We start from the raw sequence: 11389 nt of genomic DNA on the forward strand, positions 1-11389 counted from the left end.
GATTAAGATTGACTTTAATGCGTTTTTTAATCGCGATTATAAGACGACTAGAAAGTGACTAGAAGGTTTTAGAAGGTTTTAGAAGGTGACTTATGGTTTCTAATAATAATTTAGATAATTTAGATAATTCTTGCGACTTGCGCGCGCAAAGCGAACAGAACTCACCTTGGAAAGACACTTATTACAGCGGCGCCGTAATGATGCGCGGGCCAATGATTCCTAAGGAAAGCACAACGGAAACGCTGCTGCAACACGATTTGCCTAATGGCGATTCGCATAATAATTACGCGTGGCAAGGTCTTGACCCTTGGCGAGTTCTTAGAATACAAGCCGAATTCGTGGATGGCTTCGACGCTTTAGCAAAACTTGGATTAGCTGTTAGCGTGTTTGGTTCTGCTCGAATAAAGTCAGATGAGCCAGAATATAATAGCGCTCGCATAATGGGCAAAGAGCTTGTAAAACGCGGTTTTGCGGTGATTACAGGCGGCGGCCCTGGAATTATGGAAGCAGCAAATCGCGGAGCTGCAGAAGCTGGTGGAACAAGCGTTGGGCTTGGAATCGAATTGCCTCACGAGCAGGGCTTAAACAAATGGGTAAATCTTGGAATGCGATTCCGCTACTTTTTTGTTCGCAAAACAATGTTCTTAAAATATTCCTCGGGAATTATTGTGTGCCCAGGCGGTTTTGGCACAATGGACGAGCTTTTTGAGTCGCTTACGCTTGTTCAAACACATAAGGTTTCTAAAATTCCTGTTGTTCTTTTTGGCAGCGAATATTGGAAAGGTCTTATGAATTGGATTGAAACTACGGTTAAAGAAAGAGGACTTATATCGTCTTTTGACCCTAGTTTGCTTGCGATTACAGACGATCCTCTAGAAGCTGTGCGAATTGCTAGCGGAGATAAGTTTATTAGCTAGTCTTAGCTGTCTTATCTAATCTTAGATACTTGTGGCTAGTCTTATCTTATTCTTGCTTATTTTGGCTTATTTTTCGCTCATTTATAAGCGTTGTAAGTTGCCAAATCTCTTCTCCAACGTCGATTCCGCGTGGGCATTGCCTAGAGCATGCGCGCACGGATTGGCACGCGCTTATGCCGTCGCTAGAATCCGCCAACTCTAATCTTCGATTAGTGGCGTTATCTCTAGAATCGTTAATAAATCGCGCAGCATTTATAAGCGCTGCAGGCCCAATAAACGCTTCTCCGCCTGCATAAACTGGGCAAATTCCTTCACACACTCCGCACATTATGCAATTGCTTAAAAGCTCAAACTTTGCAAGCTGCTCTGGGTTTTGCAAAAACTCAATAATCGCAAGCTTTCCGCTGCTGTTTCTTGTTTGAATATTTTGCGCTTGCAAATATGGCTCAAGTCTTTTAAGCTGCGCAATCATTGGGGAAAGATCGCAAATAAGATCTCTTTGAACAGCAAAGCCTGAAAGTGGCGCAATCTCAATAATGCCAAAGCTTCCATTTTGGATTAAAGAAAGAATTTCTTTAGATTGCACTTGCAGATTGTGATTTTCTGCGGATGTGGTTGATGTTGTGGGTGTAGTTGTTGCGGTTGCTTGCGATTTTACGCCACCAGTTTTTCTAAAACCGCTTGATCTAACACCTTGAGTTTGCGTATTTTGCCTAGCGTTTTGGGCGATTGTAGCTGTGCAAAGCAAAGTAGGCATGCCGTTTACATTTGCAGCATCCGATCCGCAAACGCCGTGACCGCAAGAGTATCTAAATGCCAAAGTGGGGTCTAGTGTGCGCTTAATTTTAAGCAAACAGTCTAAAATCGTGTCGTTTTTGCGCGCACGAATCGTATAATCTTGAATCCAATGTTTTCCGCTTAATGGTTTAGCTTGTAAATCACCAGAATTTTGAGTCTGGAATGGACTACTTTTGCGCTTTTTTGCAAAAGGACTTTCCCTGTGCCTTCTAACTAAACCAGGGGAGTTGGCGGAAGCGCTTGGGGTTGAATCGGTTGAATTGGTGCTTGAATTGGTGCTTGAATCGCCAGCAACCGCGGAATTGAAAGAATCGCAAGAATCGCCAGCAACCGCTGAATCGCAAGAGCCATTATTTGGTATAAAACGAGATATGCGAAAAGTCACAAAAGCTTCATCTTGTAAAGTGCAATCTTGATTAATGGAATGCGCAAAGTTGCGTCTAAAATCGTCAACCATTTGCGCATACCTCCAATTCATACAATTCTAGTTTGCCATAATACTTGCACAGAAATACTTGAGTAATTACATAAGTAGCAATAAGTAGCAATAAGTAGCAAAAATGTTGGCTGCGCCTAACGTTAGGCTTAAATTATGACAGATGCTTTGTTTTTGCTGGATACAAATAAGGACGATGCGCCCGTTCTTGCAAACGGTATTGAAGAAGGGTGGACTCTTAGCTTGCCTCAACACGTTAAAAGGCATGCAATAAGCGCAATGCGACTTTCTGAGGGCGATTCATTAGACCTTTCGGACGGAAAAGGAGTGCGAATTCACGCAACGATTACAGACAGTGAAAACGGATTAGTTAGAGTAGATTCGTTTATAAAAGAGGCAGCGCCAACAACCCGATTAGCGCTGATTCAGGCACTTGCAAAAACGGGCCATGATGAGCAAGCAATAGACATGGCTACGCAAATCGGAGTAGACGAAGTGATTCCTTGGTGTGCAAATAGGTCAATCTCAAAATGGAAGCCAGGGCGCACAGATAAGCGTTGGAATCAGGTGCTTGAGGCTGCTACGGAGCAATCGCGCAGAGCGTGGATGCCACAGCTTTTAGAGCCAGTTACAAGCAAGCAGATTCTAGCGATTTGTAGGCGTGCATGCGTTTATGGAAGTCTTGTAGTTGTTTTGCATCAAGACGCAACGGATTCTTTTAGTCAAATCGAAAACTACGTAAACGACTTAACAGAAAAATGCTTAAAAGACGGCAAAACGCGCACTGTTTACGTAATTGTGGGGCCAGAAGGCGGAATTAGCGAAGAAGAAGTGCAAAGTTTTATAGACGCTGGAGCTAAAAGTTGCGTTTTAGGAAGCAATATTTTACGCGCATCTACAGCAGGGCCAGTATGCTTATCATTGCTTTCTAGAGCGCTTGGAAGGTATGAATAGTAAGCAATTTTGCGAGCAATCTTTGCTAGCAATCTTTGCTAGCTTTGTGCGTGTTCTGTGTAAAATAGTAAATGGTATTTGGCAATAAGAATTGCAATAAGAATTATTGAAAAGTGGGCAAAATAATGGATAAAGCATGCAAAACATACAAAACTGACGACGATTGCATTTTTTGCAAGATAATTGATGGGCAAATTCCAAGCAGCAAAGTGTATGAAGACGATGCGGTAGTGGCTTTTAACGATATTAATCCGCAAGCCAAGGTGCATGTTTTGATTGTTCCGCGCAATCATTACAAGAATGTTGCAGAGCTTGCGCAAAATGATTCTGCTGTTTTGGCTCATATTGCATGCGTTGCGCAAAAAATTGCAAACGACTTTTATAATGGAGATTATCGCCTTGTTTTTAACACTGGTTTGGAAGCTGGCCAAACCGTGTTCCATGTTCATGCTCATGTTTTAACAGGCGAAAAACTTGAAGAAGGTAGTTTATAAATCGTGTCAAATAGTACAACGCGTATTGTTCAAATTCCAAGCGAATTAAGCCCAGTTGCTGTTTTGGGAGCAGCAGATTCAAACTTAAGAGAGTTAGAGAAGGCTTTTCCAAGCGTAGATATTTCCGTTCACGCGGATTGTGTGAAAATCGTATCTAGAAGCGCAAGAAGTGAGGAAGATGCTTGCAAAGCTGAACACGCGTTGCGCAAAATAGTTGACTGCGCTTACGAAGCTCCTGTTGATTCCTATGCTGTAAAACGTATGTTAGAAAGAGATGTGCTTAAAGGCGCTGAACATAATGTGCGAATCGATAGGATTGGGCACAATGGCGGAGTTTTTGGCGGATTAAAGTCTTTTGGTGCTGGGGCTGGAGATGGTGCTGGTTTTGGCTCTGCTTCAATGGAAAGCGATTTTGCGCGAGATTCTGCCGATTTAATGCCATCTAGTGAAGATGCTAAAAGGCGCGCAATGAGCCGCAAAGCGCGAATGGCTAAAGGTGTGATAACGTTTGCAGGAGGGAATCCTGTTCGCGCAAAAACCGCGGGTCAAACGGCTTATGTGCAAGCAATGGAATCAAATACTGTAACGTTTGGTATTGGGCCTGCTGGTACTGGCAAAACGTATTTAGCGGTTGCTAAGGCGGTTAGAGCTTTAGAAGATGGCCGCGTGAGAAGAATAGTGTTGACGCGCCCTGCTGTAGAAGCTGGGGAAAATCTTGGATTCTTGCCAGGAACGCTAAACGACAAAGTAGACCCATATTTAAGGCCGCTTTACGACGCGCTTTCCGACATGTTGGGCGCGCCGCAACTTAAGAGGTATATGGACGAGAACGTTGTGGAAGTGGCTCCTCTTGCATACATGAGAGGGCGCACGCTTAATGACGCTTTTGTTATTTTAGACGAAGCACAAAATGCTACTGTTCAGCAGCTTAAGATGTTTTTGACGCGTCTTGGATTTAACACCACAATGGTGATTACGGGAGATAGAACGCAAGTTGATTTAGCGGTTCCAAAATCTGGTTTAGCTTCGATTGAGAACGTGCTAAAAGACGTTAAAAGTATTGCGTTTGTTCACTTAAATGCGCAAGACGTTGTTAGAGCGGAGCTTGTTGGGCGAATCGTAGAAGCGTACGAAGCGTGGGAAAAGCGCGAGGCTGATTTTAGGCGCGAGAAGGGTAGTGTGCGTGGTGCTAGGGATGTGCGGGGAAAGTCGCAAGCAACCGAAGAATCGCTAGAAAGCAACGAATCGCAAAATCTTGAATCGCAAAATCTTGAATCGCAAAATCTTGAGAGGAATAGCAAGTAATCATGAGTGTTGAAGTGATGAACGAAACCGTTTGGCAAATCGACCCAAAAATATTCTCTGACCTTGGAATGTGGGTTTTGCAACAAATGCGAGTAAGCGTTCAATCCGATTTGTCGATTACTTTTGTGGATCCGGAGCCAATCGCTAGTCTTCACGAAAAGTGGATGAACTTAGAAGGCCCTACAGACGTTATGAGCTTTCCAATGGACGAGCTGACTCCTGGAAGCGATGACAAAGTTAGCGAAGGAATGCTTGGAGACCTTGTGATTTGCCCATGGGTAGCATCTCAGCAAGCGGCGGCGGCAGGGCATAGCACAATGGAAGAGATGCTATTGCTTACGATTCACGGAATGTTGCATTTGCTTGGCTACGATCACACTACGCCTCAAGAAGAAAAGCAGATGTTTGGCTTGCAAAGACAGCTTTTGCTAACGTTCTTTGCAGCTAGATCTGGCGAACTTTACGACGCCACTTTGCCATCGGGCGCTGTAAATGAGCTGGAAGAATACGAGAAAAATCATGCTAAATAACATTACAATTCCGCCGATTCCCGATTTGCCTGCGCATATGTGGGCTTGTTTGGGTGCGATTGCAATAGTCGCAGTTTTGCTTGTGTGGCTTTCGCTTGCAATGGCGGCGGCGGAAGGAGCTGTGCCAAGGGTTACAAGGTCTAGTCTTAATAATCTTATGATTGAAGAGCAAACGAATGATAGCGAAAGTCAGGTCGTTCGCTTGAGAAAGCTTGCTAGAATCCGCAGAGCAAAAAAGCTTATATCAGATAGATATGCTACGAGCGGAGCGTGTGCGTTTGTGCGAATCGTGTGTAATGTGCTAGACGGCGTGGCTTTTGCAGCAATCGCGGCGGCTCTTGGTGCGTCTTTTTGGCTAACGCTATTAATAGGACTAATAGTGGCAATGATTGTTGCAATTGTTTCAATTCTTGTGCGGCCAAGGTCAGTGGGCGCAGCTCAGCCAGTTTTTAAGCTAATGCGCTTGTCTAGAATAATTTCGATTGCTGTTTTTATGAATCCTTTTGCAAAAATCGCAAGCCGTGGAGATTCGCAAAGTCAAAGTCAAAATCATAAGAAAAATGTTGCGCTTTCTGACGACGAAGAGTTGGAAAATATTCAATTAGACCAAGCTAAAGCGAGTATTGATAGGCTTGTGGAAGCAAACGATTTTGACCCAGAAGTTTCGGAGATGATGCGCAATGTGCTTACACTTTCCGACACTTTAACGCGCGAAATCATGGTTCCGCGAACCGATATGATTTGCGTTAAAAATGACGAAACGCTGGAAAATTTCCTAAAGTTATGCTCAAGATCTGGATTTTCTCGTGTGCCTATAATTGGCGAGTCGGTTGACGATTTGGAAGGAATCGCGTATTTGAAGGATGCTGTGCGCGCAACCGTGTTTAATCCAGCGGCATCTGAGCGTGCGGTTTCTACGATTAGCAGAAGCCCGATGCTTGTTCCAGAGTCCAAGCCAGTGGATGATTTATTCCACGAAATGCAGCGAATCCGCCAGCATGTTGCTGTTGTTGTAGACGAATATGGCGGAATTGCAGGGCTTGTTACGATTGAAGACGCGATTGAGCAAATTGTTGGCGAGCTAGAAGACGAGCACGACCGCACTCAGCACGCGGATCCGCAAGAGGTGAGTAAGGGCGTGTGGAAAATGCCTGCGCGCACGCCGATTGCCGATTTGGAAGATATTTTTGAAGTGCATATAGACGAAGACGATGTAGACACTGTGTTTGGGTTGCTCACTAAGCTGCTTGGAAATGTGCCGATTGTTGGGTCTAGTGCTGTGACTCGCGGCCTTAAGTTGACAGCGGTTGATTCTGCTGGGCGGCGCAAGAAAGTCTCCACAATTCTAGTTGAGCGAGATATTCAGGGTCTTAAAGATATTCAAGGCCTTAAAGAAGAAGACGATAGTAAAAAGAGTGGGGGCAAGAATAGCGGAAAGAGCGATGGAAAGACTGATGGCAAGAATGGCGATAAAGATAGTGGCAAAGACAGCGAATCGTCGCAAGTTGCTGGCGATAAATAGCGTTGAATTATGAATAGTATGAAAGATGTTGATGATATGAATGATGAAATGAATGAGGATATGGACGATATGAATGACGAAATGTTTGCTAATTTAGATCCTTCCCTAAAAGCGAGCGTAGAAGCGCCCGATTTTAACGGCTATAAATCGGGATTTGTTGCGGTAGTAGGCAGACCAAACGTTGGAAAATCAACGCTTATGAACGCGCTAATTGGAACGCAAATCGCAATCGCGTCTTCTCGCCCAGAAACAACGCGCAAGGCGATTCGCGGAATCTTAACAACTCCAAACGCGCAAATGGTGTTAGTTGATACGCCAGGAATCCACAGACCGCGCACTTTGCTAGGCCAGCGCTTGAACGATATTGTAGACGAATCGCTTGCAGATGTGGATGCGATTGCTTTCTTGCTTCCAGCAGATCAAGAGATTGGGCCAGGAGATCGCAGAATCTTAAGCCGACTTCGCTCCGATTTTGCCAAAAAAGACGCGTCTGGAAATTGGGTGTGGAAGGTTCCGCTTATTGGAATCGTAACAAAAATTGATACTCTAAGCCGCGACGAGTTGGTGTCTCATTTGATTGAGATTCAACAGTTTGCTGATTTTACAGATATTGTGCCAGTTAGCGCGCTAGAACGCGACAATGTTGACGAAGTTAAGAAGGTTTTGATTGACAATCTTCCAGAAGGTCCAAAGATGTATCCAGACGATCAGCTTAGCGAGGAGAGTCCTTCGAGCATGATTGCGGAGCTGATTCGTGGGGCTTTTCTTGAGGAGCTTGACGACGAGTTGCCACATTCGCTGGCGGTTGTTGTAGATGACATTGTGTGCCCAGGCGATGGGGGCGATGCGCAATATGACGATAATAAAGCGCATGTGATTGTGTCGGTGTATGTTGAGCGCGATTCGCAAAAGCCGATTATTATTGGTCGCGGCGCGGAGCATCTTGTGCGCGTTAAGAAGCGTTTGCGCACTGCGGTGAATCGTATTACGGGCGCTAAAGCTGTGCTCGATTTGCACGTAAAGGTTGCAAAGGGATGGCAGAGCGACCCTAAGAAGCTTGAGCGCTTGGGGTTCTAACATTCACTGTTCCTCACGGCTATTAGTAGCCGTTCGGCTGATTTGGCACGTAAAGTCCACTGGACTTTACGCTTGAGCCAAATCACGCTTTGAAGGAGCTTGAAATGCGTTATGCAATTGCAAGCTCAGTCAAAGCGCCCATGCAAGTTGATTCGCGCATAAGCGCTACTTCTTGCGAATCGTGTACATTTGCGTGTTAAGCAAATTAGCGTATCGGTTAATAACTCGAGGGCGAATAATCTTCATAGAAGCCGTCATCAAGCCGTTTTCTTGAGTAAATTCTTCTGGCAAAATAATGAACTTTCGCACAGATTCCGCGCGCGATACGCCCTCATTTGCAATATCCACAAACTTTTGGACTTCTGCGCGCACAACCGCGTTATTTGCGGCATCTTCCATGCTCATAGTCTCGTCCAAGCCCTTGGTCTTAAGCCAGTTGCGCAAAATCTCCTCGTCTAAAGTAACAAGAGCAGATATAAATGGCCTCTTATCTCCAAGAACAAGCGCTTGAGACACAAGATCGCAACGCTTAATCACTTCTTCAATAGGGCCAGGAGCCACATTCTTGCCGCCAGCAGTAATGATTAAGTCCTTCTTGCGGCCAGTAATGTAGATCATGCCATCGTCGTCAATTCTGCCCAAATCGCCAGTAGCATACCATCCGTCTTCTGTAAACGAAGTCTCTGTGGCCTCTTCATTCTTGTGATATTTCTTAAACACGCAAGTGCCCTTAATTTGCACTTCGCCATCTTTAGCAATTCGCAAAGTGAAAGCTGGGAAAGCAATACCAACGGAGCCTTCGCGGAATGGAACACCAATAGGGGTAAACGCGCATGGGGCAGTGGTTTCCGTAAGACCGTAGCCTTCGTAAACTGGCACGCCTGCGCCGCGGAAGAACGAAAGCAGCTCTGGGTCAAGTGGAGCCCCGCCAGCAACAATCCAGCGCGCGCGTCCGCCAAGCGCTTGGCGAATCGGGCGGTAAACCAGTGGATCGTAAGCAGCGCGGCGAGCCTTTGTTAGCGCCTTAGCGTCTCCATAATCTTGTACTTCCTTCATGTATTGCTGAGCCGTAACAACAGCACCCTGGAAAGCAAGACCCTTAGCGCCATGACCTGCCTTTTGCGAAGCTGCGTTATACACTTTTTCGAGCACGCGCGGAACAACAATCATAACTGTTGGTTTTGCAACTTGAAGGTCGGATATAAGCGTTGTAATGCCTTGCGCAATGTAGATTCTAAGCGTGCTAGCAACAACAATATAGTTGATTGCGCGCGCAAATGAATGAGCTTGAGGTAAGAATAAAAGCACAGAAGCATTAGGTTCGCTAAGTAAATCTGGCAAATAAATCGGCAAGTTTAACGCGGTTGTGCAATAATGCTCATGCGTCATTTCCACGCCTTTTGGCGCAGCCGTAGAGCCAGAAGTGTATACGATTGAGCACAAGTCGGTTTTTTTAACAGAGTCAATGCGCTCGTCTAGCTCTTCGTCGCTAACAGTGTAGCCAAAAGCCTGAAGTTCCGCCAATCCGCCTGTTTCTATGCAAATAATACGCTCAAGGCTTGGGCACTCTTCGATTGCGCCATCTGCCTTCTCCTTCATGTCGGTTGTTCCAACAATCAAAAAGCGCGAATCGGAGTTGTTTACAATGTTGCGAATTTGTTCGGCAGAATCAGTGTCGTAAATCGTAGCAAGCACGCCTCCGCAAGCCATAACAGCAGCGTCTGCAATATCCCACTCGTACGAGGTTTTGCACATTAACGCAACAGCATCGCCCTTGCGCAATCCGTAGTGAATCAAGCCTTTTGCTGCATCTCGCACTTCTTTAAGGAACTGATTTGCGGTTTTTGTAACCCATTTATCGTTTTCTTTGTATGTGTAAAGCGGATCGTCTCCCATGCGTGCGGCTCTATCGGCATACAAGTCGTAGATGCTTGTGCCTTCGTCTATCGGAGCGCTTCCCTCGGTTTTTGTAGTCAACAAGCCAGTTTGTGGGTCTAAGAACGTTGTGGTTGGCATCTCTGCGCCCCACTCTTCTACGCGAGGAAGGTCTACGCGAGGCAGACGCGATTTTTGCGCAAGTAGCGTGTTTGTTGCTTCTTGTTTTTCTTCGACTTGCGAGTAGTCTTGGCTTCCCGAGCGATCGTCGCTAACTGGATGCGCAAAGTTGCTGCCAATTTGCAAAGCCTTGCGAGCAAGATTAAAAGCTTGCTGCTGGAGTGTGTTTAGCACGGACACGTCTGCTCCTTAATTGTGCCAATTTTGAATCATAAATTTGTGTTGCAACGTGTAATTTGTGTTACAACTTGAGTCACAAAATCAGCTTGTTTTTAAGCGCACAATCGCATGCGCGCTTACTTCTTTTATATATGATAATAGCTTGTATAGCTCAAGTCACTTTTTGTGTTTTGATTGGATTAGAATTTTGCGAATTTTGCATTAGGATTTTTGTGAATTAACGCATGTCAAAGTGTTTTTGTAGACTAGATAGGTTGCTTTGGCGAGGGAATAACACTGCGATACTTGCGACGAGCGCTTTGCGATTGCTGCTTGCGATTGTTGTGTAAGTTCCGTTATCGACTGGGCTGATGCCAATATGGTTTTCGGCGCGTCGGTGCGCCTGAAGCTGGGTTAATCAATCTATCCAGATAATAAGGAGACCGATATGGCTACAAAGATTACACTTGAAGGTAATGTGCGCAATGAGTTCGGTAAGGGTGCTGCCCGCCGCATGCGCGTTGCAAATTTGATTCCAGCAAGCATTTACGCTGGCGGTGCTGAGCCTGTACACGTGACTCTTCCAATGAGGGAGACCACTCTTTCGCTTCGTCACGCAAACGCTTTGTTCACTATTAAGTTTGGCAAGGAATCTCGAATCGCGGTTGTTAAGGATGTTCAGCGCAACCCTGTTAAGCGCATTGTTGAGCACATTGATTTCTACGAAGTTAAGGCTGGCGAGAAGATTGACGTTGAGGTGCCAGTGTTTGTTGAAGGCACTCCAAAGGGTGCTGCTGTTGCATTCGTAGACGTTCAGGAACTTAAGGTTCGTGCAGACGTTACCAACTTGCCAGAACGCTTGGTGGTTAATGTTGATGGCTTAACCGATGGTACCAAGGTGTTTGCTAAAGACGTTAAGCTTCCTGAGGGCGTTGTGCTCGACATGGATGGCGAAGAGTCTGTTGTTAGCGTTACCGTTCCAGAAGATGCTGCTACAGAAGAGCCAGCTGCTGCTCCTGCAGCCGATGCAGCTGCTGCCGCTACTACTGCGGACGCTCCTGCAGCCGAGTAAGGTTTGCTTAGGAATTTTTCGTAAAAGTTTCTAAGTTTTTCTAAGATTTATAAGCCGCGCGTAGTCAAGA

The 11389-nt window shown here is 45.6% G+C and carries 10 protein-coding genes; 8 read left to right on the top strand and 2 right to left on the bottom strand.

The genetic code is table 11. The annotated features are described in order from the left end of the window. The first annotated feature begins 92 nt into the window (after positions 1-92). Positions 93-917, top strand: a complete 825-nt coding sequence (locus AC1EKB_RS01395) for an LOG family protein (protein ID WP_481248640.1) — start codon at positions 93-95, stop codon at positions 915-917. A gap of 46 nt (positions 918-963) precedes the next feature. On the opposite strand, the gene AC1EKB_RS01400 is transcribed toward AC1EKB_RS01395, so the two are convergent. Further along, positions 964-2172 carry a succinate dehydrogenase/fumarate reductase iron-sulfur subunit gene (locus AC1EKB_RS01400; RefSeq protein ID WP_415694414.1) on the bottom strand — a complete coding sequence of 403 codons (1209 nt, stop codon included), beginning with the start codon at positions 2170-2172 and terminating at the stop codon, positions 964-966. A gap of 135 nt (positions 2173-2307) precedes the next feature. On the opposite strand from AC1EKB_RS01400, the gene AC1EKB_RS01405 reads away from it, so the two are divergent. The 6 genes from AC1EKB_RS01405 (at position 2308) to era (ending at position 8033) form a co-directional block, all read left to right on the top strand. Continuing rightward, positions 2308-3105, top strand: a complete 798-nt coding sequence (locus tag AC1EKB_RS01405) for a 16S rRNA (uracil(1498)-N(3))-methyltransferase (protein WP_415694391.1) — start codon at positions 2308-2310, stop codon at positions 3103-3105. A gap of 125 nt (positions 3106-3230) precedes the next feature. Then, positions 3231-3599, top strand: a complete 369-nt coding sequence (locus AC1EKB_RS01410) for a histidine triad nucleotide-binding protein (RefSeq protein WP_481248641.1) — start codon at positions 3231-3233, stop codon at positions 3597-3599. 3 nt (positions 3600-3602) lie between these two features. Next, complete coding sequence (locus AC1EKB_RS01415) at positions 3603-4904, top strand: PhoH family protein (protein ID WP_481248642.1); 1302 nt, start codon at positions 3603-3605, stop codon at positions 4902-4904. A gap of 2 nt (positions 4905-4906) precedes the next feature. Further along, positions 4907-5434, top strand: a complete 528-nt coding sequence (gene ybeY / locus AC1EKB_RS01420; RefSeq protein ID WP_415694394.1) for an rRNA maturation RNase YbeY — start codon at positions 4907-4909, stop codon at positions 5432-5434. Then, positions 5424-6956 carry a hemolysin family protein gene (locus tag AC1EKB_RS01425; protein WP_481248728.1) on the top strand — a complete coding sequence of 511 codons (1533 nt, stop codon included), beginning with the start codon at positions 5424-5426 and terminating at the stop codon, positions 6954-6956. Before ybeY ends, AC1EKB_RS01425 begins: the two co-directional genes overlap by 11 nt. A 9-nt stretch (positions 6957-6965) precedes the next feature. Beyond that, positions 6966-8033, top strand: a complete 1068-nt coding sequence (gene era / locus AC1EKB_RS01430) for a GTPase Era (protein WP_481248643.1) — start codon at positions 6966-6968, stop codon at positions 8031-8033. Positions 8034-8198: 165 nt separating this feature from the next. Here era and AC1EKB_RS01435 read toward each other — a convergent pair whose 3' ends face one another. Continuing rightward, a complete protein-coding gene (locus AC1EKB_RS01435) occupies positions 8199-10268 on the bottom strand; it encodes an AMP-dependent synthetase/ligase (RefSeq protein WP_415694396.1) in 2070 nt (689 codons plus the stop codon). A 427-nt stretch (positions 10269-10695) separates the two neighbouring features. Here AC1EKB_RS01435 and AC1EKB_RS01440 point away from each other — a divergent pair, with 427 nt between their 5' ends. Then, positions 10696-11319 (top strand): 50S ribosomal protein L25/general stress protein Ctc, encoded by a 624-nt coding sequence (locus AC1EKB_RS01440; protein WP_415694397.1) that lies wholly within the window; start codon positions 10696-10698, stop codon positions 11317-11319. Positions 11320-11389 lie beyond the last annotated feature (70 nt).

This window comes from Gardnerella sialicivorans subsp. sialicivorans, assembly GCF_056746795.1.